The following is a 23,702-nucleotide window of genomic DNA, read 5'->3' on the forward strand; positions in this document are numbered from 1 at the left end:
AGGACAGATGACGACGGCGACGGACGCGTTCCGCAGGGCCCGGGACTTCCTGCTGGAGCACCGTGAGGACTACGCCACCGCCTACCGGGGCTTCGCCTGGCCCCGGCCCGAGCGGTTCAACTGGGCGCTCGACTGGTTCGACGTGATCGCGGACGGCAACGACCGCACCGCCCTGCACCTCGTCGAGGAGGACGGCGGCGAGACCCGGCTGTCCTTCGCCGCGCTGGCCCGCCGCTCCGACCAGGTCGCCAACTGGCTGCGGCAGCGGGGCGTGGTCGCCGAGGACCGGGTGCTGGTGATGCTGGGCAACCAGGCCGAGCTGTGGGAGACCGCCCTGGCCGCGATGAAGCTGCGCGCCGTGGTCATCCCGGCCACCCCGCTGCTCGGCCCGGCCGACCTGCGCGACCGCGTCGACCGCGGCCGGGTCCGGCACGTGATCGTGCGCGCCGCGGACGCCGCCAAGTTCGACGAGGTGCCCGGCGACTACACCCGCATCGCGGTCGGGGAGGGGGCCGGCGAGAGCTGGCTGCCCTACGCGGACGCGTACGGCGCCGCCGAGCACTTCGCGCCCGACGGCCCCACCCTCGCCGACGACCCGCTGATGCTGTACTTCACCTCGGGCACCACCGCCCGGCCCAAGCTGGTCGAGCACACCCACACGTCGTACCCGATCGGGCACCTGGCCACCATGTACTGGATCGGCCTGAAACCCGGCGACGTGCACCTGAACATCTCCTCGCCCGGCTGGGCCAAGCACGCCTGGTCCAACCTCTTCGCCCCGTGGAACGCCGAGGCGACCGTCTTCCTGCACAACTACACCCGTTTCGACGCCGCCCGGCTGATGACCGAGATGGACCGGGCCGGCGTCACCACCTTCTGCGCCCCGCCGACCGTGTGGCGCATGCTCATCCAGGCCGACCTGACCCAGCTGCGCACCCCGCCCCGCGAGGTCGTCGCCGCCGGCGAGCCCCTCAACCCCGAGGTCATCGAGCAGGTCCGGCGCGCCTGGAACGTGACCATCCGGGACGGCTTCGGACAGACGGAGACCGCCGTGCAGGTCTCCAACAGCCCCGGCCAGGTCCTCAAGACCGGCTCCATGGGCCGCCCCAGCCCCGGCTACCGCGTCGAACTGCTCGACCCCGTCTCCGGCGCGCCCGGCGCCGCCGAGGGCGAGATCGCGCTCGACCTCTCCGACCGCCCGGTCGGCCTGATGACCGGCTACCACGGCGACCCCGACCGCACCGCCGAGGCGATGGCCGGCGGCTACTACCGCACCGGTGACATCGGCTCCCGGGACGAGGACGGATACATCACGTACGTCGGGCGCGCGGACGACGTCTTCAAGGCGAGCGACTACAAGATCAGTCCGTTCGAGCTGGAGAGCGCCCTGCTGGAGCACGAGGCCGTCGCCGAGGCGGCCGTCGTGCCCGCCCCGGACGAGCTGCGCCTGGCCGTGCCCAAGGCGTACGTCGTGCTCGCGGAGGGCTGGGAGCCCGGCCCCGACACCGCGAAGGTGCTCTTCGAGCACTCCCGCGAGGCGCTCGCCCCGTACAAGCGGATCCGCCGCCTGGAGTTCGGCGAACTCCCCAAGACCGTCTCCGGCAAGATCCGCCGCATCGAACTGCGGGAGGCCACGGCCGCCGGCTCCACCGCCGAGTACCGCGAGGAGGACTTCCGGTGACCGAGCTCTCCTACGCGCACGGGACCAGCGGGACCCCGCTGCTCGGCGACACCATCGGTGCCAACCTGGACCGGGCGATCGCCGCGTGGCCCGACCGCGAGGCCCTGGTCGACGTCCCCTCCGGACGGCGCTGGACCTACGCCGAGTTCGGCGCCGCCGTCGACGAGGTGGCCCGCGGACTGCTGGCGAAGGGCGTCGCGAAGGGCGACCGGGTCGGCATCTGGGCGGTCAACTGCCCCGAGTGGGTCCTCGTGCAGTACGCCACGGCCCGCATCGGCGTCGTCATGGTCAACATCAACCCGGCCTACCGCGCGCACGAGTTGGAGTACGTGCTCAGGCAGGCCGGGATCTCCGTGCTGATCTCCTCGCTCGCCCACAAGGGTAGCGACTACCGCGCGCTGGTCGACCAAGTGCGCGGGAAGTGCCCCGAGCTGCGGGACACCGTCTACATCGGCGACCCGTCCTGGGACGCGCTGACCGAGGGCGCGTCCGCCGTACCACCGGAGCGGCTCGACGAGGTCGCCGCCGGGCTGAGCTGCGACGACCCGGTCAACATCCAGTACACCTCGGGCACCACCGGCTTCCCCAAGGGCGCCACGCTCTCCCACCACAACATCCTCAACAACGGCTACTGGGTGGGCCGCACCATCGGCTACACCGAACAGGACCGGGTCTGCCTGCCGGTGCCCTTCTACCACTGCTTCGGCATGGTGATGGGGAACCTGGGCGCCACCTCCCACGGCGCCTGCATCGTCATCCCGGCCCCCTCCTTCGAGCCGGAGGCCACCCTGGAGGCCGTCCAGCGGGAGCGCTGCACCTCGCTCTACGGCGTGCCCACCATGTTCATCGCCGAGCTGAACCTCCCCGGCTTCGCGGACTACGACCTCACCTCCCTGCGCACCGGCATCATGGCGGGCTCGCCCTGTCCGGTGGAGGTGATGAAGCGGGTCGTCACCGAGATGCACATGGAACAGGTCTCCATCTGCTACGGCATGACCGAGACGTCCCCCGTGTCGCTGCAGACGCGGATGGACGACGACCTGGAGCACCGCACCGGCACCGTCGGCCGGGTCCTGCCGCACATCGAGGTCAAGGTCGTCGACCCGGCCACCGGCGTGACCCGGCCGCGCGGCACCGCCGGGGAGTTGTGCACCCGCGGCTACAGCGTGATGCTCGGCTACTGGAACGAGCCCGGGAAGACCGCCGAGGCGATCGACCCGGGCCGCTGGATGCACACCGGGGACCTCGCGGTGATGCGCGAGGACGGGTACGTGGAGATCGTCGGCCGCATCAAGGACATGATCATCCGGGGCGGGGAGAACATCTACCCGCGCGAGATCGAGGAGTTCCTCTACGCCCACCCCAAGATCGCGGACGTCCAGGTCGTCGGCGTCCCGCACGAGCGCTACGGCGAGGAGGTCCTCGCCTGCGTCGTCCCGCGCGACCCGGCCGATCCGCCCACACTGGAGGACCTGCGGGCCTTCTGCCGGGACCGGCTGGCCCACTACAAGGTCCCGAGCAGGCTCCAGCTCCTGGACGCCTTCCCGATGACGGTGTCCGGAAAGGTGCGCAAGGTGGAACTGCGGGAGCGGTACGCGGCCGGCTGATCCCGCTCCAGGGGCCGCCGGCCTGCCCGCCCCGGGGCCGCCGGCTCCCGCCGGGCCGGCGCCGTACGGGTCAGGCGACGGCCCGGCGGAAGACCTGCCGGGAGCCGCCCTCCGGGCCCGGGCCGGCGGCCTCCGCCGGAGTGAAGCCGAGCCGCTCGTAGAAGACGCGGGCGCCGCTGTCCACGGCGCCGGGGTGGTCGGCCCCGAAGGTGACGACCTCGATGTGCCCCGGACCCCGCACCCACCTGCGCACCGCGTCCGCCACCAACGCCCTGCCGACGCCCGTGCCCCGCGCCTCGCGCGAGACGACGAGCCAGTGCACGCGGTACACCGGCGCCTCGCCCCCGAACAGCAGTCCGCCGAGGGGGTCCGGTCCCGGCGAGGCGGCGACGAGCGCCGTGGAGCGGGAGACGTGCTCGCGCACGGCGTCGTGGAAGCCGGCCTCCTCGACCATGGGGCCGAACCACTGCTCGACCTGGGCCGCCAGGGAGAGGAAGCCGGGGAGGTCCTGCTCGTGCGCGAGTCTGATCGTCATCCGGGCAGTCTGGCAGACGCCGCCCCGCTCCACGGGAGGTCGATGCGCATGCACACCCGCGGCCACCGGTCGAGGCCGTGCCCGGACTCCTCGGCGCGGATCCGGCGCAGGCCGGGCGTGAGGTCGGGGCCGGCCAGCGTCCGGAAGCCGAGGCGGGCGTAGTACGGGGCGTTCCACGGGACCTCGGCGAAGGTGGTCAGCGTCAGCGCGGTCAGTCCCTCCTCGCGGGCGCACCGGGCCGCGTGGGCGAGCAGGGCCCGGCCCACGCCCCGGCGGGCGGCGCGCGGGTGGACCGACACCTGCTCGACGTGGAGCGCGCCGTCCACCGGCTCGGCGATCAGGTACCCGGCGGGCCGGTCCCGCTCGTCGGCCGCGACCCAGCAGCGGCCGGCCCGCCGGTGGCGTTCCAGGATGTCGAGCGCGGGCGGTTCGTCGTCGGCGATCTCCGGCATGCCGAGGTCGCGGAACGGGGCGCCGGCGGCCCGTTCGACGTCCTGGAGGGCGGGCAGTTCGCCGGGGGCGGCGGGACGGATGCGCATCCGCCGAGTATCGGACGGCCGCGGCGGGCGCGTCGCCGGGTTTTTCGGACCCGTCCTCGGGTCCCGTCCCCAGGCTCCGTCCTCGGGCCCGCCTTCAGGCCCCGCCGTCGGGCCCGAGGGCGTCCAGCGCGTCGGCGGGGCCGTTCACCGGCTGCGGGACGCCGGCGAGGTCGAGCAGGAACAGGGGGACGCCCAGGGCGTCGGCGCGGGCCCGTGCGTCCTCGGCGTATCCGGCGAGGGAGAAGTACAGGCACCGGGCGGACTCCGTCATCGCCGTCAGCCACAGGCACTCCACGTCCCGCAGCGTCGCCGGGCGCGCCGACGGGTCGACCTGGGCGAGCACGCCCCGGCCGGCCAGCCCGATGCCGGCCGGAGGGTGCCGGTCGGCGCGGTGGATGTCCTCGTGACCGAGCCGGCGCAGGTACAGCACGGCGGCCGTGACCGCGTCCCGCACGGTGCGGATCGGCACGGAGCGGAAGGCGGGGCGCCCCGGCGGCGCGGCGGGGGCGGCCGGGGCGGAGGTCCGCGGACCGGTCACCGGGATCCGCAGCACCGTCCCGCACGGGCATCCCAGCTCCGGCCGCGGCCACTCGCCGTCGCACCCGCAGCGACCGCACCGCACGGTGACCCACTCCTCCCGCCAGGCGCGGTGGCCGACGGGGACGGGCACCGCGTCCGGGTCCAGCGGCGGGGTGACCGGCGCGCCGCACGCGCAGGGGTACGACGGTGCCGTGTAGCGGTGCGCGCGGCGACAGGCCGGGCAGCGCACCGGGACGCTCTCGGGCATGGCCCACTCCCGGACGGCGGCATCTCTGGGCAGCGCCCCCATCGTCCTCCACGAGCCCCCCGCGTGTCCGGCACTTGCCCGCTCTCTTGACGGCTCCGGTCACCCGGCATAGATTCCTTTCAGATCGTAGAAAACATTTTCCACATTACGGAAGAGCTCACCGCGGGGCGCGACGGGAGCGCGAATCCGACAGTCGAAGCAGGAGTACTCGATGGCTCGCATGACCGCTGCCCGCGCGGCAGTCGAAATCCTCAAGCGCGAGGGCGTCACCGACGCGTTCGGTGTCCCGGGCGCGGCGATCAACCCCTTCTACGCGGCGCTCAAGGCCTCCGGCGGGATCACCCACACCCTCGCCCGCCATGTGGAGGGCGCCTCGCACATGGCCGAGGGCTACACCCGGACCCGCCCCGGCAACATCGGCGTCTGCATCGGCACCTCCGGTCCGGCCGGCACCGACATGATCACCGGCCTGTACTCCGCGACCGGCGACTCCGTCCCGATCCTGTGCATCACCGGCCAGGCCCCGACCGCGGTGATCCACAAGGAGGACTTCCAGGCCGTCGACATCGCCTCCATCGCCAAGCCGGTCACCAAGATGGCGGTGACCGTCCTGGAGGCCGCGCAGGTCCCAGGCGTCTTCCAGCAGGCCTTCCACCTGATGCGCTCCGGCCGGCCCGGTCCGGTCCTGGTCGACCTGCCGATCGACGTGCAGATGACGGAGATCGAGTTCGACCCGGACACCTACGAGCCGCTCCCGGTCTACAAGCCCGCCGCCTCCCGCGCCCAGATCGAGAAGGCGATCGGCATGCTGAACGCCGCCGAGCGCCCCCTGATCGTCGCCGGCGGAGGCGTCATCAACGCCGACGCGGCCGAACTGCTCGTTCAGTTCGCCGAGTTGACCGGCACACCGGTCGTGCCGACCCTGATGGGCTGGGGCGTCATCCCCGACGACCACGAGCTCAACGCCGGCATGGTGGGCCTGCAGACCTCGCACCGCTACGGCAACGCGACCTTCCTGGAGTCCGACTTCGTCCTCGGCATCGGCAACCGCTGGGCCAACCGCCACACCGGCAGGCTCGACGTCTACACGGCCGGGCGGACCTTCGTCCACGTCGACGTCGAACCCACCCAGATCGGCAAGATCTTCGCCCCCGACTACGGCATCGCCTCCGACGCGCGCGCCGCGCTGGAGCTGTTCGTCGAGGTGGCGCGGGAGCTGAAGGCCGAGGGCGGGCTGCCCGACCGCTCCGCGTGGGCCGCCACCGCGCAGGAGAGGAAGGCGACCCTGCTGCGCCGTACCCACTTCGACAACGTTCCGATCAAGCCGCAGCGGGTCTACGAGGAGATGAACAAGGCCTTCGGCCCCGAGACCCGGTACGTCTCCACCATCGGCCTCTCCCAGATCGCCGGCGCCCAGATGCTGCACGTCTACAAGCCGCGCCACTGGATCAACTGCGGCCAGGCCGGCCCCCTCGGCTGGACCGTCCCCGCCGCGCTCGGCGTGGCCAAGGCCGACCCGGACGCGCAGGTCGTCGCCCTGTCCGGCGACTACGACTTCCAGTTCATGATCGAGGAACTGGCCGTCGGCGCGCAGCACAAGATCCCCTACGTCCACGTCCTGGTCAACAACTCCTACCTGGGCCTGATCCGCCAGGCGCAGCGGGCGTTCGACATCGACTTCCAGGTCAAGCTGGAGTTCGAGAACATCAACTCGCCGGAGCTGGGCGTCTACGGCGTCGACCACGTCAAGGTGGCCGAGGGCCTGGGCTGCAAGGCGATCCGGGTGACCGACCCGAACGAGCTGGGCGCGGCCCTCGAGCAGGCGAAGAAGCTCGCGGCCGAGTTCCGGGTGCCGGTCGTCGTCGAGGCGATCCTGGAGCGCGTCACCAACATCTCCATGTCGACGACCAACGACATCGGCAACGTCGTCGAGTTCGAGGAGCTCGCGACCGAGCCGGGGCACGCCCCGACGTCGATCAGGACGCTGAAGGCCTGACGCGCACGGACGTGCGAGAGGGCGGTCCCGGAACGGGACCGCCCTTTCCCGTGCGCCCGGTTCCCGCCGCCTCCGCCGCCGTGCTGGAAGGAGGAGCCGCCACCGCCGCGGGTGCTCCCGCACGCGGGGCCCGTCGCCCCCGTGCCGGCGGGCCCCGCGTGCGGGAAGTGTGCCCGTCGGCCGGGGCGGTCGAAGCCCCTGGGGCCCGGTTCAGAGCTTGATCCGAGGGTGCCGCAGCCGCCCTGCGGCCGACGCCGTGGACGTGCCCGGGCGCCGTGGACGCGTTCAGGCGTCGTGGTGCTCCGACAGGCCCGGCCAGTCGTCGGGACCACCGCCCTGCCACTCGATGACGTCGGTCCCCTCGACGTCCGTGACGTACAGGTCGGCCAGCCGCAGGATCTCGCCCACGTCGTCGACGTGCGTGGCGATGCCCAGCGTCTCGTCGCCGGAGGTGACCCGCCGCGAGCCGTCCAGGGCCGGGGCGTGCACCACGATGTGCGGATGTTCCGTGGGATGTGCCATGCCCCCAGGCTGCTGCGCACCGGGCCGATCCGCACCCCGGGCACCGGAAAGCGCCCGGATGCGGGACCGTCCGCATCCGGGCGCGGCCCGGAGGGTGGGGTGTTCGGCTGTGGCCGTCCGGCGGGGCGAGACCGGGCGCGACAGGACGTTCGCGCCGCCGGACGGGGTTCCGGGGGACCGGGACCGCGGCGGGTGCGACGGCGCCGGGGACTCCTCCCCTCAGGTCGAAGGAAGAGACCCCGTGCCTTCACCACCGCACTGGCTCGCACGCCGCCGCGGTCCTCGCCCTGCCCGCCGTGCCGGTCGACCACCCCTCATCCGGGTCGCCGGTACGGCGGGTCCGCGCGTCCGGTGCCCGACCTCCCCGCCGGGCCCCGGACGCAGTCCGTGGGTCAGTCCTCGCGCAGGGCGCGGACCGCCTCCTCCACACGCTTGCCGTACTCGGGGTCGGCGGCGTGGAAGTGCGCGAGGTTCTTCTCGATCACGTCGTTGCGGGAGACCTGGGACAGGCCGCCGGCGATGTTGGCGACCAGCCGGGACCTCTCCTCCCCGGACATCAGCCGGTACAGCTCGCCCGCCTGGAAGAAGTCGTCGTCCTTGGTGTGCAGCGGCGCCTCGTGGGTGCCGGTGTGGCCGCTCACCGCGAGCGGCGCCGACAGCGGGCGGCCGGTCTCGACCGGGCCGTCGTAGGAGTTCGGCTCGTAGTTCTTGGCGGCGCGGCCCTGGGCGTTGGACGCCATGAAGCCGTCCCGGCCGTAGTTGGCCGCGCCGCCGGGCACGGCCTTGGGGGCGTTCACCGCGAGCTGGGTGTGGTTGACGCCCAGGCGGTAGCGGTGCGCGTCGGCGTAGGCGAACAGACGGCCCTGGAGCATCTTGTCGGGGGAGGGGCCGATGCCGGGCACGAAGTTGTTCGGGGAGAACGCGGCCTGCTCGACCTCGGCGAAGACGTTGTCCGGGTTGCGGTCCAGCACCAGGCGGCCGACCCGCCGCAGCGGGTAGTCCCTGTGCGGCCACACCTTGGTGAGGTCGAAGGGGTTGAAGCGGTAGTCGGCGGCCTCGGCGGCCGGCATCAGCTGGACGTAGAGGGTCCAGGAGGGGTGCACCCCGCGCTCGATGGCCTGCAGCAGGTCCGTCTGGTGGGAGTTGGGGTCCTGGCCCGCGATCTCCTGCGCCTGCTCGGTGGACAGGCAGCGGATGCCCTGGTCCGTCTTGAAGTGGTACTTGACGAAGAAGGCCTCGCCCTCGCCGTTCGTCCACTGGTAGGTGTGCGAGCCGTAGCCGTTCATGTGCCGGTACGACGCCGGGATGCCGCGGTCGCCCATCAGCCAGGTCACCTGGTGCGTGGCCTCGGGGGAGTGCGCCCAGAAGTCCCAGACGTTGTCCGGCTCCTGACGGCCCGTGAACGGGTCGCGCTTCTGCGAGTGGATGAAGTCCGGGAACTTGATCGGGTCCTTGATGAAGAACACCGGGGTGTTGTTCCCGACGAGGTCGTAGTTGCCCTCGCGGGTGTAGAACTTGACCGCGAAACCGCGCGGGTCGCGGACCGCGTCCGCACCGCCGAGCGAGTCGGCCACGGTGGAGAAGCGCACGAACACCTCGGTGCGCTTGCCGACGGTGTCCAGGAACTCGGCGCAGGTGTGGCCGGTGACGTCGTCGGTCACCTCGAAGCGGCCGTAGGCGCCGGAGCCACGGGCGTGCACCACGCGCTCCGGGATGCGCTCGCGGTTGAAGCGCGCGAGCTTCTCCAGCAGGTGCTGGTCCTGGAGCAGGAGCGGGCCGCCCACGCCGACGGTGGCGGAGTTCTGGTTGTCGGCGACCGGGGCGCCGGACTCGGTGGTGAGCACGCGCTTCGACATCGTGGACCTTCCATGCGAGGAGCGGCGGAAAGTTGTTTCCGCTTCGTGGAGCCTAGGTTCGTGGAGATCTGGCCGTCAACAGTTTGTTGAACCAGTGGGCAGGGTCGGTTCCGGGCGGCGCCGGCGCCTTGGGCGCGACAGGACAGGTGTCGGCGCGGGCGCCGCCCGGAGATCGGGGGTGCGGTCGTCAGACCCGGGCGCCGGAGAGGCGCTCGACCGCGCGCAGCAGCGCGGAGTGGTCCAGGCCGCCGTCGCCCTGCGCGCGCAGGGCGGCGACCAGCTGGGCCACCACGGCGCCGACGGGCAGGGCCGCGCCGACGGTGCGGGCGGCGTCGGTGACGATGCCCATGTCCTTGTGGTGCAGGTCGATGCGGAAACCGGGCTTGAAGTCGCGCCGCAGGAAGTTGTCCTTCTTGCGGGTCAGCACGGTCGAGCCGGCCAGGCCGCCGTTGAGGACGTCCAGTGCGGCCTTCAGGTCCACGCCGGACTTCTCCAGGAAGACCACGGCCTCGGCGCACGCCTGGATGTTGACGGCGACGATCAGCTGGTTGGCGGCCTTCACGGTCTGGCCGGAGCCGTGCGGGCCGCACAGCACGATGGTCTTGCCCAGCGCCTCCAGCAGCGGCCTGGCCTCGTCGAAGTCGGCCTGCTCGCCGCCGACCATGATGGACAGCACGGCCTCGACGGCGCCGGCCTCGCCGCCGGACACCGGGGCGTCCAGGACCCGGATGCCCTTGTCCCTGGCGGCCTCGGCCAGGTCGATCGAGGTCTGCGGGGTGATCGAGGACATGTCGATCAGAAGCGCCCCGGACCTCGCGTTCTCCAGGATGCCGTCGGGGCCGTAGGCGATGGCCTCGACCTGCGGGGAGGCGGGCACCATCGTGATGATCACGTCCGCGTCCCGCACGGCCTCGGCGACGGAGGGGGCGGCGGTGCCGCCGGCGGCGGCCAGCCGGTCCAGCTTCTCCTGCTCCAGCGTGTAGCCGGTGACCCGGTAACCCGCCTTGATCAGGTTCTCGGACATCGGGGAGCCCATGATGCCCAGGCCGATCCAGGCGATCTTCGGGAGGTTGTTGCTCATGGTGAGGGTGCCTCTCGGTACGGGGGTGTTGATCAGCGGGCGGCGCGGGCCTCGCGGGGCAGCCAGTCGAAGGCCTGGGCGCTCGGGCGGTCGCCGGGCTTGTACTCCAGCCCGACCCAGCCCTCGTAACCGGCCTTCCTCAGCCGGTCGAGGAGGTCCTCCAGCGGGAGCGAGCCGGTGCCCGGGGCGCCGCGGCCGGGGTCGTCGGCGATCTGGACGTGGCCGGTCCTCGCGGCGTACCGATCGATGACCTGCGGCAGGTCCTCGCCGTTCATGGACAGGTGGTAGAGGTCCATGAGGAACTTGGCGTTGCCCAGGCCGGTCGCCTCGTTGACCCTGTCGACGACGTCCACGGCGGCCGGCGCCGACACCAGGGGGTACAGCGGCGACTCGGGTTTGTTGAGCGCCTCGATCAGGAGGATCGCGCCGATCCGGTCGGCCGCGCGGGCCGCGAGGGCCAGGTTCTCCAGCGCGAGCGCGTCCTGCTCGGCCGGGTCCACGCCGTCGACCCGGTTGCCGTACAGCGCGTTGAGGGCCCTGCAGCCGAGGGACTGCGCGAAGCCGGCGGCCACCTCGACGTTGGCGCGGAACCGCTCCGACTCCTCACCCGGGACCGACAGGGCGCCGCGGTCGGGGCCGGGCAGCTGTCCGGCGTAGAAGTTCAGGCCCGTGAGCTGGACGCCCGCGTCCTCGATCGCCTTCTTCAGGGCGTCGAGCTCGGGCTGCCCGGGGGTGGGCGAGTCGGTCCAGGGCCACCACAGCTCGACCGCGGTGAAGCCGGCCGCGGCGGCTGCCGCCGGGCGCTCCGGGAGCGGGAGTTCCGTGAAGAGGATCGACAGGTTGACGTTGAAGCGCTGGTCTGCGAATCCCATCGGGGCCGCGCTCCCTTCCGTGTCACTGGAATTTCCGTATTGCGGAAATTCATTTCTGCTTACTGGAAGATTGCCGTCGGTCCTCCGGGGTTGTCAAGGGGGGTGGGGCTGCCGGAGGGTGCGGCGGGCGTCCCGGCGGTCCCGGAACCCGTGGCGCGCGTTAGGTTGTGCGCGTGCGATTGAGAGTGGAGTTCACGACCGAGCCCTTCGACCTGGACGAGGCGCCCGCGCACGCGGTGGTGGCCCGTGAGGTCGTCGAGGGGGCCGACCTGGACGCCGTGGACGTCGGGCCCTTCGGCAACACCGCGGAGGGGGCCGCCGACGCGGTGCTCACCGCCGTGGACGCGCTGCTGCGCCGGTCGCTGGCGGCGGGCGCGACCAGGGTCTCGCTCCAGGTCAACGTGATCGGGGAGGGCGAAGGATGAGCGATGCGCTCGACGGCCCGTTCGTCGCGGCCGTCAAGCCGCTGGTCGACGCCATGGGCGGGGAGATGATCCCGCCGGACGAGGCCGGCCCCGACGACGTCGTCCTCGCCTGGGAGGGTGCCGACGTCCTCGCCGTGCGGCTGCCCCAGCTCGCGGACTCCCTGGACCACATCCTCGCCGCCCTGGAGCGCAGGAAGGGCAGGCCGCTCGCCGATCTGGACCGCAAGGCGAAGCAGGAGATCGTGCGCAGTCTGGAGGCGCGCGGCGCCTTCGCCGTGCGGCACGGGGTGGAGACCGTGGCGAGCGCGCTCGGCGTCAGCCGGTTCACCGTGTACAACTACCTCAACCGCGAGAAGGGCTCCTGAGCGGGGAGCCGACCAGGTGGCCGCGGGCCGCCGCCCGGCACCGGGCGGCGGCCCGCGGGGGTTTCCGGGCGCTCCGGGGGCGGGCCGGGGGGAGTGCCGTGGCGGACTCGTATTTGTTCCCCCGAATTTTCAACAAACTGTTGACGTGTTGTTCGGCACGGCGTTAGCTATCGGCACGCCCGTTCAGCACAAGGCCACGGAGGCTCCCGTGACGTCCACTTCCGCGTCGGGCCTGGCCCGTTTCAACGCCCTCGAGGAGACCGCGGCACTCGCGGAACTCCACGAGGCGTGTGCCTCCACGGCGTGGGCCCGGCACCTGCTCGCCGCCCGCCCCTACGCCACCGCCGAGGACCTGTACGCCGCCAGCGACGCCGCCATGGCGGAGCTGACGGCGGACGACCTCGCCGAGGCGATGGCCGGGCACCCGCCCATCGGCCGCCCGAAGCCGGGCGACCCGACCTCCTCCCGGGAGCAGGCCGGCATGGCCGGCGCCCCGGAAGGACTCAAGGCGGAGATGCTCGAACTGAACCTGGCCTACCAGGAGAAGTTCGGCCACGTCTTCCTCATCTGCGCCACCGGCCGGACCGGCGAGCAGATGCGGGACGCGGCCCTGGAGCGGATCGGCAACTCGCCCGAGCAGGAGCGGGAGATCGTCCGCACCGAACTGGGGAAGATCAACCGCATCCGCCTGACCCGACTCGTCGAACAGGACGCCTGACCATGAGCACCAGCACCACCGCCTCCGTGTCCACGCACATCCTGGACACCAGCGTCGGCCGCCCCGCCGAGGGCGTCGCCGTCCGGCTCGCCGCCCGGACGGGCGGCGACGCGGACTGGCAGGCGCTCGGCGGCTCCGCGACCGATGCCGACGGCCGGTGCAAGGACCTCCCGGCACTGCCGGAGGGCACCACCCACGTACGGCTCGACTTCGACACCGAGACGTACTTCGCCAGGAAACAAGCCGCGGCCCAGCAGGACGCCCCCGCGCTCCGGGACAGCGAGAACGGCCGGCCGGTGTTCTTCCCCGAGGTCACCGTCACCTTCGCGGTGGTACCCGGGGAGCACTACCACGTTCCGCTGCTGCTCAACCCGTTCGGCTACTCCGTTTACCGAGGGAGCTGACCGACACATGACCCGTTTCGTCCTGGGACAGAACCAGTACGGCAAGGCGGAGAACCGCGTTGTCAAGATCACGCGTGACGGCGACACGCACCACATCAAGGACCTGAACGTCTCCGTCGCCCTCTCCGGCGACATGGAGGAGGTCCACCGCAGCGGCTCCAACGCGAACGTCCTGCCGACCGACACCACCAAGAACACGGTGTTCGCCTTCGCCAAGGAGCACGGGATCGAGAGCGCCGAGGACCTCGGCATCAAGCTCGCCCGCCACTTCGTGGACAACAACGAGCCCATCCACCGGGCCCGCATCCGCATCGAGGAGTACGCCTGGGAGCGGATCGAGACCTCGAAGGGCGGCGCCCGCTTCGTCGGCGCGGAGGAGATCGCCCACTCCTTCGTCCGCAAGGGCCAGGAGACCCGCGTCGCGCAGATCACCTATGACGGCCACGGCATCCAGGTGCTCTCCGGCTTCAAGGACCTCACCGTCCTGAACTCGACCAACTCCGAGTTCTTCGGCTTCCTGAAGGACAAGTACACCACCCTCCAGGAGGACCACGACCGCATCCTCGCCACCACCGTCTCCACCTGGTGGCGGCACAACTGGGACGGCATCGACTCGCACGCCCCGGACTGGGACCGCTCGTACGCCGGAGTGCGCAAGCACGCGCTGCAGGCGTTCGCCGAGACCTACTCGTACTCGCTCCAGCAGACCCTCTTCGAGATGGGCGTGCGGGTGCTGAACTCCCGCGACGAGGTCGACGAGATCCGCTTCTCGATGCCCAACAAGCACCACTTCCGCTCGGACCTGTCGCCCTTCGGGATCGACAACGAGGCCAAGGACGGCGCCGTCTACTACGCCGCCGACCGCCCCTACGGCCTGATCGAGGCCACCATCCTGCGCGACGGCGCCGAGCAACTCATCCCGGTCGACATGACCAACCTCTGACGCGGGACGCGCGCCCCCGGCCCGGCCACCGCGGCCGGGGCGCGCCACACCGGAGGGAACACCATGGCACTGCCTGCAAAGGGGCCGGCTGAAGGCCCATGTTCCACCCCGCCGGTGCACGCCGAGGACGCCGTCACGTCCGTGCACCCGGTGGACGAGAAGCTCCACCCCTCGCGGCTCGTCCCCGCCGCGCTCCAGCACATCGCCGCGATGTACGCAGGCGTGGTCACTCCTCCGCTCATCATCGGCCAGGCCTGCGGACTCGACCTCGCGGCCCGCACCCGGCTGATCGCCGCGAGCCTGCTCATCGCGGGCGTCGCGACCCTGGTCCAGACCCTCGGCGTCAAGGGCTTCGTCGGCAACCGCCTGCCCTTCGTCAACGCCGCCTCCTCGGCCGGCATCGCCCCGATCCTCGCCATCGCCGAGACCAACGACACCGGGCGGCAACTCCCCGCCGTCTACGGCGCGGTGATGGTCGCCGGCGTCTTCTGCCTCGCGGTCGGCCCGTTCTTCGGGCGACTGCTGCGCTTCTTCCCGCCGCTGGTCACCGGCGTGGTCATCACGCTCATCGGCGTCACGCTGATGCCGGTCCCCGTCACCTGGGCACAGGGCGGCGACGAGACCGCCGCCGACTTCGGCGCCCTGCGCAACCTCGCGCTCGCCGGATTCACCCTCACCGTGATCCTGCTCGTCCAGCGCTTCGGCAAGGGCTTCGTCAAGCAGGTCGCCCTGCTGCTCGGCCTGCTGGTCGGCACCCTGGCCGCCGTCCCCCTCGGCATGGCCGACTTCGGCGCCCTGTCCTCCGCGCCGGTCGCCGCGCTGCCCGCGCCGTTCGCCTTCGGCGCCCCCGTCTTCCAGCCCGCGGCCGTCCTGTCGCTGTGCATCGTGATGCTGGTGCTGATGACGGAGTCATCCGCCGGGATGCTCGCCCTCGGCGAGATCTGCGACCGCAAGGCCGACGGGAGGACCATCACCCGGGGACTGCGCACCGACGGCATCGCCACCCTGGTCGGCCCCGTCTTCGGCGGCTTCCCCACCTCCGCCTTCGCGCAGAACGTCGGCGTCGTCTCCCTCACCCGGGTGCGCAGCCGCTACGTCGTCGCCGTCGCCGGCGCCACCCTGCTGGTCCTCGGCGCCTTCCCGGTCCTCGGCGCGGTCGTCTCCCTGGTCCCCATGCCGGTCCTCGGCGGCGCGGGCATCGTGCTGTTCGGCTCCATCGCCGTCAGCGGCATCCGCACGCTCTCCGAGGCGGGACTGGACGACGGCTCCAACATCATCCTGGTGGCCGTGGCGCTCGGCGCGGGCATCATCCCGCTGGCCGCGCCGACCTTCTACCAGGAGTTCCCGGCCTGGGCGCAGACCGTGCTCGGTTCCGGCATCAGCGCCGGAGCGCTCGTCGCGGTCACGCTCAACCTGTTCTTCCACCATCTCGGCACCCGGAGCCGCACCACGGCTCCGGCACTCAAATCCTCCTAGGGTCCTGCCGTGCCCTCCCCGTGGGCACTCCCCGCCCGCGGGGCCGCCACCGAAGACAAGGAAAGCGCCATGGCACCATCGGCAGCCCAGCGCACCGTGATCGAGAACTGCGCGATCGCGACCGTGGACGCGGGCGACACCGAGCACGCCTCGGGCCACGTCGTCATCGCCGGGAACAGGATCGAGTCCGTCGGCGCCGGCCGGGCGCCCGAGGGCCTGGAGAACGTCGTACGCCGCATCGACGCCACCGGGCATCTGGTGACCCCCGGCCTGGTCAACACCCACCACCACTTCTACCAGTGGATCACCCGGGGCCTGGCCACCGACCACAACCTGTTCGACTGGCTCGTCGCGCTCTACCCCACCTGGGCGCGCATCGACGAGCCGATGGTGCGCGCGGCGGCCCGGGGCTCGCTCGCGATGATGGCCCGCGGCGGCGTCACCACCGCCGCGGACCACCACTACGTCTTCCCCCGGGGCTCCGGCGACCTGTCCGGCGCGATCATCGGCGCCGCCCGCGAGACGGGTGTCCGCTTCACCCTCGCCCGCGGCTCCATGGACCGCGGCGAGTCGGACGGCGGGCTGCCGCCGGACTTCGCCGTGGAGAGCCTGGAGGGCGCCCTCGCCGCCACCGAGGCCACCGTCGTGGAACACCACGACGCCTCCTTCGACGCGATGACCCAGGTCGCCGTCGCCCCCTGCTCCCCCTTCTCCGTCTCCACCGAACTGCTGCGCCAGGGCGCGGAGCTGGCCCGTCGGCTGGGCGTGCGGCTGCACACCCACGGCTCGGAGACCGTGGAGGAGGAGAAGTTCTGCCGCGAACTGTTCGGCATGGGCCCGACCGACTACTTCGAGTCCACCGGCTGGCTCGGCGAGGACGTGTGGATGGCGCACTGCGTCCACATGAACGACTCCGACATCGCCGCCTTCGCCCGCACGCGGACCGGCGTCGCCCACTGCCCGTCCTCCAACGCCCGCCTCGCGGCCGGCATCGCCCGCGTCCCCGACATGCTCGCCGCCGGCGTCCCGGTCGGCCTCGGCGTCGACGGCACCGCCTCCAACGAGTCCGGCGAGCTCCACACCGAACTGCGCAACGCCCTCCTCGTCAACCGCCTCGGCGCCCACCGCGAGGCCGCCCTGAACGCCCGGCAGGCACTGCGCCTCGGCACCCACGGCGGCGCGCGGGTCCTGGGCCGGGAGGACGAGATCGGCTCCCTGGAGCCGGGCAAGCTCGCCGACCTCGTGCTGTGGAAGCTGGACACGCTCGCCCACGCCTCCATCGCCGACCCGGTGACCGCCCTCGTCCTCGGCGCCGCCGCCCCGGTGACGGCGTCGTTCGTGAACGGCCGTCAGATCGTCGAGGACGGCCGACTGCTCACGGTCGACGAGGACGCCGTCGCCCGCTCCACCAGGGACGAGGCCCGGCGTCTCGCCCGGATCGCCGCGCAGGGCTGATCCACCCCGAAAGGACTCCGGCCGGGAGGGACGGCTCCCGGCCGGCGACCGTGGACCCGAGCAGGGCCCACGGGGGCCGTCTCCGGGGCGTGCGCGCACGCCCCGGAGAGGGCCCGTTCCCCCACGAACGATCCGTCCCGGTCCCGCACGACCACCCCCGCACCACCTCCTTGACACCCACGTCAGAGCCGACGTGCAACCGACCGGAGGAACGCCGCCGTGGCCGACCACCCTGTTGACGAGAAACTCCCCGCCCTGAAGATGGCGACCACCGGCCTGCAGCACGTCGCTGCCATGTACGCCGGAGTCGTCGCCCCGCCCCTGATCGTCGGCGCGGCCATAGGCCTGTCCGCCGGCGAACTCACCTTCCTCACCGGCGCCTGCCTGTTCACCGCGGGCCTCGCCACCTTCCTGCAGACCCTCGGCATCTGGAACATCGGTGCCCGGCTGCCCTTCGTCAACGGCGTCACCTTCGCCGGTGTCGCCCCCATGACCGCGATCGTCGCCTCCACCGAGGACAAGTCCGACGCGCTGCCGATCATCTTCGGCGCGGTCATCGTCGCCGGTCTGCTCGGCTTCGTCGCGGCGCCCTTCTTCAGCAAGGCGATCCGCTTCTTCCCGCCGGTCGTCACCGGCACGGTCATCACCCTCATCGGCGTCTCCCTGCTGCCCGTCGCCTTCGGCTGGGCACAGGGTCCCAGCCCCACCGCCGACGACTTCGGGTCGCCGACCAACCTGGGCCTGGCGGCGATCACCCTCGTCGTCGTCCTGCTGCTGCGCCGCTTCACCCGCGGCTTCGTCAAGCAGATCGCCGTGCTGCTCGGCCTGGTCGCGGGCACGGTCATCGCGATCCCGTTCGGCGTCACGGACTTCGGCCCGGTCGCGGACGCGGACATCGTGGGCTTCCCGACCCCGTTCCACTTCGGCGCCCCGCAGTTCCAGCTCGCCGCGATCCTCTCCATGTGCGTCGTGATGGTCGTCTCGATGACCGAGTCCACCGCCGACATGCTAGCCCTGGGCGAGATCGTGGACCGCAAGGCCGACGAGAAGACCATCGCGGCCGGCCTGCGCGCCGACACCCTGGGCTCGGCGGTCAGCCCCCTCTTCAACGGCTTCATGTGCAGCGCCTTCGCCCAGAACATCGGCCTGGTCGCGATGACGAGGATCCGCAGCCGCTACGTCGTCGCCACCGGCGGAGGCTTCCTCCTCCTGATGGGCCTGTGCCCCGTGGCCGCCTCCCTGATCGCCGTCGTGCCGCGTCCCGTGCTCGGCGGCGCGGGCGTGGTCCTGTTCGGCTCGGTCGCCGCCAGCGGCATCCAGACCCTGGTACGGGCCGGTCTGGAGAAGGACAACAACGTCCTGATCGTCGCGGTCTCCCTGGCCGTCGGCCTCATCCCGATCGCGGCGCCGGAGTTCTACCACTCGTTCCCGGAGAACGCGAAGATCATCCTGGACTCGGGCATCTCCACGGGCTGCGTCGCCGCCGTCCTGCTCAACCTGGTCTTCAACCACATCGGCAAGGGCCGGGACGCGGAGGACGTGACCCATCCGATGGAGGCGGCCGAGGACATCAGCACCGCGAAGGCCCCGGCCACGTCATGAGGTTGGCGAACAGCTCGGCCTGCTCGATCGCGTCGTCGAGTGCATGGTGGGTGTGCCGGCGTCGGGAGAGCAGCTCGCGGGGCATGGTGCCCTTGGCCACCGCCCGCAGCGGAAGCCCCGCCCTGGCGGCGTAGAGGGTCTTCATGTCCAGGCACCCCGAGTGCCCGAAGGGGCTCTCCCCGGTGAACCGGATCAGGTACCAGTACAGGAACGTCCAGTCGTACGACGCCGGGTAACCGCACATCACCGGCTGGGCGCCGGCCTCCGTCCCGGCCACGCGCACCCAGTCGGCGAACTCGCGCATCGCCCGGCCCGGCTCGGCACCCTCGGTGCCGAGCCGGGCCCGGTCCAGCCCGCTCACGGCCAGCGCCTCGGGCACGAACTCCTCGCTGATCGGCTTGAGTTCCCGGTAGAACGTCCGCTCCTCGGGGTCGGCCGCGGTGAACCCCTCCCCGTCCTGCACCCCGGCGACGGCGGCACCGAGACTCAGCATCGAGTAGGGCCCGGGAATCGGTCCGTCGGCCTCGACGTCGACGGAGACGTACAGGCTGGGTTTGACACGTCGTGGGGCCATGGCACGGAAGGATTCCAGTCCGGGGGCCGTCCCGGCATCCGAATTCCCCGCCCGCCGCCCGTGCTTACCGCACCCGGCCGGCGACGGCCCTCACGCCAGCAGGGCGGCCACCTCGTCGCGCAGCCGGGGCAGCGTGTCGTGGACGACCCCCGGACAGAGCGTGTCGCCGAAGTCCTTGTGGCCGTATATCTGCCCGGACGGGATGCGGTACCGGGAGCACGTGTACGCGCACAGGGCCACCAGGACCTCCCACTGGGCCCGCGGCGGCGTCGCGCCCGCGTGGTAGGCGCCCTCGCTCGCGATCCCGATGGCCCGGTCGTTCTGCCCCGAGGTGTGGGAACCGAGGACGAAGCCCGTCCCGCCGGCCAGGGCCCGCAGGCTGCCGTGCCGGCCCTCGGTTGTCCAGCCGCCCCGGCTGACCAGGAAGTGGTAGCCGGTGTCGATCCATCCGTTCCCGTCCATGTGCAGGTCCTGGACCCAGTGGGCGTGGGCGTGCGCCCGGGCGCGGGAGAAGTCGGAGGTGTTGTCGCTCACCGTGTGGTGGACGACGATCCGGCCCGGCCGGTGGTCGAGGGTGCGGATGCTCCCCCGGGGGGAACGGGCGCCCCAGGCCCGGGTGGAGTCGACGTCCGGCTCGACGACGTCGGCGTCCCGTGCGTGGGCGGTGCCCGGCAGGGCGGTGGCGGCGACCAGGCCGGCCGCCGCACCGGTGAGCAGCAGACGGCGGCGGAGTGCGTTCTCGGCGTTCACGATCACTCCTTGCGAGGAGGGTGGGGGGAGGAGGTGGAGCCGACGGGAGGGACGGTCGTCGGCTCCACCGTGTGACCGCGTGCGGGGCGTGCGCGCCGCCGCCGTTACGTGTTGTTGGCGAGGGCCAGGAGCCGGTCGCGGGAGCCGTTGAACTTGTTGCGGTCCACGTTGCCGGAGACGCCGCTGACCGAGCCGGTGCTCGTGTACTGCCACACCGTCCAGGTGGGGAAGCCGCTCGGGATGGTGGGGGAGGCGGCGGAGGTCCAGTGCGCCACCCACAGCGGGCTCTTGCCGTACATGCCGGTCCAGTTGCCGGTGCAGGTGTTCCACCAGCTCGCCGTCGTGTAGATCACCACGTCGCGGCCGGTGCGGGACTTGTAGGTGGTGTAGAAGTCGTTGATCCAGCTGCGCATCTGCGTGGTGGACAGGCCGTAGCACATCGCCCCGTAGGGGTTGTGCTCGATGTCGAGGACGCCGGGCAGGGTCAGGTTGTCGCGCGACCAGCCACCGCCGTTGTTGACGAAGTAGGCGGCCTGGGTCGCGCCGTTGGAGGCGTTGGGGAGGGCGAAGTGGTACGCGCCGCGGATCACGCCCGCGTGGTACGCGGCCGGGTAGTTGGTGTTGAAGCGCGGGTCCTTGTAACCGGTGCCCTCGGTCGCCTTCATCCAGGCGAACTGGATGCCGGCGTTCCGCACCGAGGTCCAGTTGATGGCGCCCTGCCAGTGCGAGACGTCGATGCCCTGGACGCCGTCGGTCGGGGCCAGGGTGCCCATCGACGGCTGTCCGGCCGGAATGCCCTGGTGGATCCGCGCGCCCACGCCCATGTAGGCCTGGCCGGGCTCGATCTTGACGGGGGGTTCGGGCGCGGCGGTCGCGCCGCCCGCCGTGGTCGCGGTCAGGGCGAGGGCCGCGCCCAGGACACCGAGGGCCGTGGCCGCCCGTCTGGGGAAGCGGGCCGTGCGGCGACGTGAGGAGAACATGCTGCCTCCGGTCAGAGGTGGGGTGAGGAAGGAGATGGTCCCGGCCGGATCGACGCGGGTAGATCCGGCACTGTTTGACGTGCACGCGTCACCAATTACGCACGTGGATCCCGTGCGTGTAAAGAGTCTCCAATGTCCTCTGGTGGTCTGGTCCACCACCCGGGCCGACAAGCAGGAAAGTTGCCCCTCGAATGGCGGAAACTTTCACCGGGTGAAAGCGGAACCGCCCCGTCGCGCCGCGCCCTACAGCCCGAAGAGGCCCGGGTCCTTCGCCAGCTCCCGGAAGACGTCCTGCGGGTTCGGCACGAGCCTGCGCCGCTTGAGGTCCAGGACGCCGCCGACCGCGGTGATCTCGGCCGCCACCGTGCCGTCGGACCTGGTGATCGTCTGCTCGATGGTGAAGGTCTTGCCGCCGCCCCAGGCGAAGGCGCAGCTCACGTCGACCTCGTCGCCGGCGAGGAGTTCCCGCCGGTAGCGGATGGTGGTCTCCAGCGCGACCGGTCCCACACCCCGCGCCAGGAGACCGGACTGGGTGATCCCCGCCTCCTGGAGCAGCGACCAGCGCGCGTGCTCGGCGTAGTTGAGGTACACGGCCTGGTTGAGGTGGCCCTGTACGTCGGTCTCGTATCCGCGCACGGTCACACGGACGGAAAACGGCTCGCTCACCGCGTCCCCTTCACATCGGCTCGGCTCGTCGCCCTGCCCACCGATCCTGGCACGCCCGTCACACCCGGCGCGGAGAGGCCAGCAGATAGCGCGCCCGCGTCCTCGGCTCCGTGTACTCCCCGGCCTGCCAGCCGGCCCGCTCCAGCGTGGCCGCGCAGGCCCGCAGCGCCCCGCCGTCCGGCTCGTACACGGCGACCGCCTCCGGCTGCGGGGTCGCCCGCACCCGGTAGCCGCCCTCGGTGCCCGGTCCGGCCGGGGTGTGCCCGGCCGCCTCCAGGGCGAGCGCGGCGGCCTGCACGAGGTGCGAGCGCTCCCAGCCGCAGGGCCGGTCCGTGGCACCGTCGGGATTGGTCATCCGGCGCAGCTCCAGCATGCCCTGCCAGGCACTGCGGACCTCCCGGAGCCGGGCGGGACCCGCTGCGGGGGGTGCGGCCTCACCACCCACCCGGGCGGCGAACACCCCGGTGCCGCTCGGCGCCTGCGGCTCGGCCGGCTCGGCCGGCTCGGGCTCCGCCTCCCGCACCCGGCGTCCGGCGGACGTCAGGAAGTGGTCGTGCGGAGGCCGCGGGTGACGGAAGGCGAGCCCACGCTGCACCAGCGCCGCGAGCTGCGCGGGCGTCCCCTTCACCCGCCCGGTGACGGGGTCGGCCGCCTCGATCAGACGGCGCTGCGCGGCGGTGGGGGGTCGGGTCATCGGCGTCCGGAGGCGTAGGGGAGGAAGGCGGACCACTGGGCGGGGGTGAAGGTGAGGCGGGGGCCTTCTATGTGCTTGGAGTCGCGTACGTGGACGGTGTGCGGGGTGGTGGCGACCTCGACGCAGGCGGCGCCGTCTGGGTTGCTGTGGCTGCTCTTGCGCCACACCATCGCGGTGCCGTCACCGGTCAAGGGCTTCAGGCTCATGTCTCTCCCAGCAGTGTCTCGATGTAGGTCAGTGACTTCCGAGGCGTGAGGGCCTGTGCCCGGATGATCCCATAGCGCAGTTCGAGGATCTGGATCTCTCTGCGGTCCGAGGTCAACCGGCTGACGAGCTGAATGTCGCTGTGCCCCACGGTGGCACCGTCCTTGAGTCGCAGCAGATGGAAGGGACCGTCGAGTCCGCCGTTGTCCTCGGAGTCCAGCGGCAGTACTTGGAACTCGACGTTCCGCATCTGACCGACCTCCAGCAGCCGTTCGAGCTGGCGTCGCAGGACCATCTTGCCCCCGACGGGCCGTCGTAGCGCAGCCTCGTCGTGCACGAAGTTGAAAGCCGTGCCGACCTGCCGGTCGCCGATGATCTCCTGTCGGGCCAGCCTGGCGTTGACCAGTTGGTCAACCTCTTCCTCGGTGAAGGCCGGCCGCCGCGACCGGAACACCGCCCGCTGGTACTCCTCGGTCTGCAGCAAGCCGTTGACCACGGAGTTGTCATAGGCGCAGATCTCGACGGCCTCCGCCTCCAACTTCGCGAGATCCCGCACCTTCTTCGGGAACCGGGCCTTCTCCACGTCCTTCTTCAGCCCCGCGACGAGGCCGCCGGCCTCGAGGACGCGATCGGCCGCGTCGAGGAACTCCTCCGCCGGCGCCCGGCGTCCGCGCTCGACGGACGAGACCTGCTCCTCGCTGTACCCGATGTGCGTGCCGAGGGCGGCCTGGGTCAGCCCCGTCCGCTCCCGGCACATCTTGATGACCCGCCCGACGGTCCGCAGGACGGCCGCCGACTCCTCGTCCGCCCCGTAGGGTTCCACGCTCATGCCCCCACACCTCCGTGCTCCGCCCGGTGTCCAACACACCGCGGGTGCGGGACGTCACGCGGCACGACCCGGACAGGCCCGGACACCTTCCGTACGGCGCTCCCGGGTACGGCCGCCGGTACTGTTCACGGCGGATCCGGG

At 71.9% G+C, this 23,702-nt stretch carries 25 protein-coding genes; 11 read left to right on the forward strand and 14 right to left on the reverse strand.

The genetic code is table 11. The features are described 5' to 3' along the window. Nucleotides 1-7: 7 nt before the first annotated feature. Both FHS37_RS14255 and FHS37_RS14260 read left to right on the forward strand, forming a co-directional pair. The gene (locus FHS37_RS14255; RefSeq protein WP_184820947.1) at nt 8-1,681 is read left to right on the forward strand and encodes an AMP-binding protein; all 1,674 of its coding nucleotides are present in this window, start codon (nt 8-10) and stop codon (nt 1,679-1,681) included. Next, nucleotides 1,678-3,288: an AMP-binding protein gene (locus FHS37_RS14260; RefSeq protein ID WP_184820949.1), complete on the forward strand. Its 1,611-nt coding sequence runs from the start codon at nt 1,678-1,680 to the stop codon at nt 3,286-3,288. The genes FHS37_RS14255 and FHS37_RS14260 overlap by 4 nt, the downstream gene beginning before the upstream one ends. Nucleotides 3,289-3,358: 70 nt before the next feature. Here FHS37_RS14260 and FHS37_RS14265 read toward each other — a convergent pair whose 3' ends face one another. From FHS37_RS14265 to FHS37_RS14275, 3 genes are all read right to left on the reverse strand, one after another. Then, on the reverse strand, nt 3,359-3,823 hold the full coding sequence (locus FHS37_RS14265; RefSeq protein ID WP_184820951.1) for a GNAT family N-acetyltransferase: 465 nt from the start codon (nt 3,821-3,823) through the stop codon (nt 3,359-3,361). Then, entirely contained in the window at nt 3,820-4,362 is a 543-nt protein-coding gene (locus FHS37_RS14270) for a GNAT family N-acetyltransferase (RefSeq protein ID WP_184820953.1), read from the reverse strand. The genes FHS37_RS14265 and FHS37_RS14270 overlap by 4 nt, the downstream gene beginning before the upstream one ends. Before the next feature lie 94 nt (nt 4,363-4,456). Then, nucleotides 4,457-5,149, reverse strand: a complete 693-nt coding sequence (locus FHS37_RS14275) for a hypothetical protein (RefSeq protein ID WP_184820955.1) — start codon at nt 5,147-5,149, stop codon at nt 4,457-4,459. Nucleotides 5,150-5,360: 211 nt separating this feature from the next. Here FHS37_RS14275 and gcl point away from each other — a divergent pair, with 211 nt between their 5' ends. Then, nucleotides 5,361-7,145 (forward strand): glyoxylate carboligase, encoded by a 1,785-nt coding sequence (gcl, locus tag FHS37_RS14280; RefSeq protein ID WP_184820957.1) that lies wholly within the window; start codon nt 5,361-5,363, stop codon nt 7,143-7,145. Between the two features lie 285 nt (nt 7,146-7,430). Here gcl and FHS37_RS14285 read toward each other — a convergent pair whose 3' ends face one another. The 4 genes from FHS37_RS14285 to FHS37_RS14300 all read right to left on the reverse strand — a co-directional run bounded on the left by FHS37_RS14285 (nt 7,431) and on the right by FHS37_RS14300 (nt 11,476). Continuing rightward, a complete protein-coding gene (locus FHS37_RS14285) occupies nt 7,431-7,667 on the reverse strand; it encodes a hypothetical protein (protein ID WP_184820959.1) in 237 nt (78 codons plus the stop codon). A gap of 392 nt (nt 7,668-8,059) precedes the next feature. After that, nucleotides 8,060-9,523, reverse strand: a complete 1,464-nt coding sequence (locus FHS37_RS14290; protein WP_184820961.1) for a catalase — start codon at nt 9,521-9,523, stop codon at nt 8,060-8,062. A 187-nt stretch (nt 9,524-9,710) separates the two neighbouring features. Beyond that, nucleotides 9,711-10,604: a 2-hydroxy-3-oxopropionate reductase gene (locus tag FHS37_RS14295; RefSeq protein ID WP_184820963.1), complete on the reverse strand. Its 894-nt coding sequence runs from the start codon at nt 10,602-10,604 to the stop codon at nt 9,711-9,713. 32 nt (nt 10,605-10,636) lie between these two features. Further along, a complete protein-coding gene (locus FHS37_RS14300) occupies nt 10,637-11,476 on the reverse strand; it encodes a TIM barrel protein (protein WP_184820965.1) in 840 nt (279 codons plus the stop codon). A gap of 173 nt (nt 11,477-11,649) precedes the next feature. Between FHS37_RS14300 and FHS37_RS14305 the strand changes: the two genes are divergently transcribed. From FHS37_RS14305 to FHS37_RS14340, 8 genes are all read left to right on the forward strand, one after another. Then, nucleotides 11,650-11,901, forward strand: coding sequence for a YkoF family thiamine-binding protein (locus tag FHS37_RS14305; RefSeq protein ID WP_184820967.1), 252 nt, complete (start codon nt 11,650-11,652; stop codon nt 11,899-11,901). Continuing rightward, on the forward strand, nt 11,898-12,266 hold the full coding sequence (locus FHS37_RS14310; RefSeq protein WP_184820969.1) for a helix-turn-helix domain-containing protein: 369 nt from the start codon (nt 11,898-11,900) through the stop codon (nt 12,264-12,266). Before FHS37_RS14305 ends, FHS37_RS14310 begins: the two co-directional genes overlap by 4 nt. Nucleotides 12,267-12,474: 208 nt before the next feature. Continuing rightward, nucleotides 12,475-12,984, forward strand: coding sequence for a 2-oxo-4-hydroxy-4-carboxy-5-ureidoimidazoline decarboxylase (gene uraD / locus FHS37_RS14315; RefSeq protein ID WP_184820971.1), 510 nt, complete (start codon nt 12,475-12,477; stop codon nt 12,982-12,984). Nucleotides 12,985-12,986: 2 nt separating this feature from the next. After that, a complete protein-coding gene (gene uraH / locus FHS37_RS14320; RefSeq protein ID WP_184820973.1) occupies nt 12,987-13,388 on the forward strand; it encodes a hydroxyisourate hydrolase in 402 nt (133 codons plus the stop codon). A 7-nt stretch (nt 13,389-13,395) separates the two neighbouring features. Beyond that, the gene (gene pucL, locus FHS37_RS14325) at nt 13,396-14,331 is read left to right on the forward strand and encodes a factor-independent urate hydroxylase (RefSeq protein ID WP_184820975.1); all 936 of its coding nucleotides are present in this window, start codon (nt 13,396-13,398) and stop codon (nt 14,329-14,331) included. A gap of 63 nt (nt 14,332-14,394) precedes the next feature. Further along, entirely contained in the window at nt 14,395-15,807 is a 1,413-nt protein-coding gene (locus FHS37_RS14330) for a nucleobase:cation symporter-2 family protein (protein ID WP_184820976.1), read from the forward strand. A gap of 69 nt (nt 15,808-15,876) precedes the next feature. Next, a complete protein-coding gene (locus FHS37_RS14335) occupies nt 15,877-17,262 on the forward strand; it encodes an 8-oxoguanine deaminase (RefSeq protein WP_184820978.1) in 1,386 nt (461 codons plus the stop codon). Nucleotides 17,263-17,481: 219 nt separating this feature from the next. Then, nucleotides 17,482-18,864, forward strand: coding sequence for a nucleobase:cation symporter-2 family protein (locus FHS37_RS14340; RefSeq protein ID WP_184820980.1), 1,383 nt, complete (start codon nt 17,482-17,484; stop codon nt 18,862-18,864). Here FHS37_RS14340 and FHS37_RS14345 read toward each other — a convergent pair. The 7 genes from FHS37_RS14345 to FHS37_RS14375 all read right to left on the reverse strand — a co-directional run bounded on the left by FHS37_RS14345 (nt 18,833) and on the right by FHS37_RS14375 (nt 23,561). Beyond that, on the reverse strand, nt 18,833-19,438 hold the full coding sequence (locus FHS37_RS14345; protein WP_184820982.1) for a 3'-5' exonuclease: 606 nt from the start codon (nt 19,436-19,438) through the stop codon (nt 18,833-18,835). The genes FHS37_RS14340 and FHS37_RS14345 overlap by 32 nt on opposite strands. A 90-nt stretch (nt 19,439-19,528) precedes the next feature. Then, the gene (locus FHS37_RS14350; RefSeq protein WP_184820984.1) at nt 19,529-20,188 is read right to left on the reverse strand and encodes a peptidoglycan recognition protein family protein; all 660 of its coding nucleotides are present in this window, start codon (nt 20,186-20,188) and stop codon (nt 19,529-19,531) included. Between the two features lie 104 nt (nt 20,189-20,292). Continuing rightward, nucleotides 20,293-21,168 (reverse strand): lysozyme, encoded by an 876-nt coding sequence (locus FHS37_RS14355; RefSeq protein WP_184820986.1) that lies wholly within the window; start codon nt 21,166-21,168, stop codon nt 20,293-20,295. A 243-nt stretch (nt 21,169-21,411) separates the two neighbouring features. Continuing rightward, the gene (locus FHS37_RS14360; protein ID WP_184820988.1) at nt 21,412-21,834 is read right to left on the reverse strand and encodes an acyl-CoA thioesterase; all 423 of its coding nucleotides are present in this window, start codon (nt 21,832-21,834) and stop codon (nt 21,412-21,414) included. Between the two features lie 58 nt (nt 21,835-21,892). Beyond that, nucleotides 21,893-22,528, reverse strand: a complete 636-nt coding sequence (locus FHS37_RS14365) for a hypothetical protein (protein ID WP_184820990.1) — start codon at nt 22,526-22,528, stop codon at nt 21,893-21,895. Then, entirely contained in the window at nt 22,525-22,734 is a 210-nt protein-coding gene (locus tag FHS37_RS14370) for a DUF397 domain-containing protein (protein ID WP_184820992.1), read from the reverse strand. Before FHS37_RS14370 ends, FHS37_RS14365 begins: the two co-directional genes overlap by 4 nt. Beyond that, the gene (locus FHS37_RS14375) at nt 22,731-23,561 is read right to left on the reverse strand and encodes a helix-turn-helix domain-containing protein (RefSeq protein ID WP_184820994.1); all 831 of its coding nucleotides are present in this window, start codon (nt 23,559-23,561) and stop codon (nt 22,731-22,733) included. Before FHS37_RS14375 ends, FHS37_RS14370 begins: the two co-directional genes overlap by 4 nt. Nucleotides 23,562-23,702: the final 141 nt, after the last annotated feature.

Source organism: Streptomyces griseomycini, from assembly GCF_014203535.1.
Classification (GTDB): domain Bacteria; phylum Actinomycetota; class Actinomycetes; order Streptomycetales; family Streptomycetaceae; genus Streptomyces; species Streptomyces griseomycini.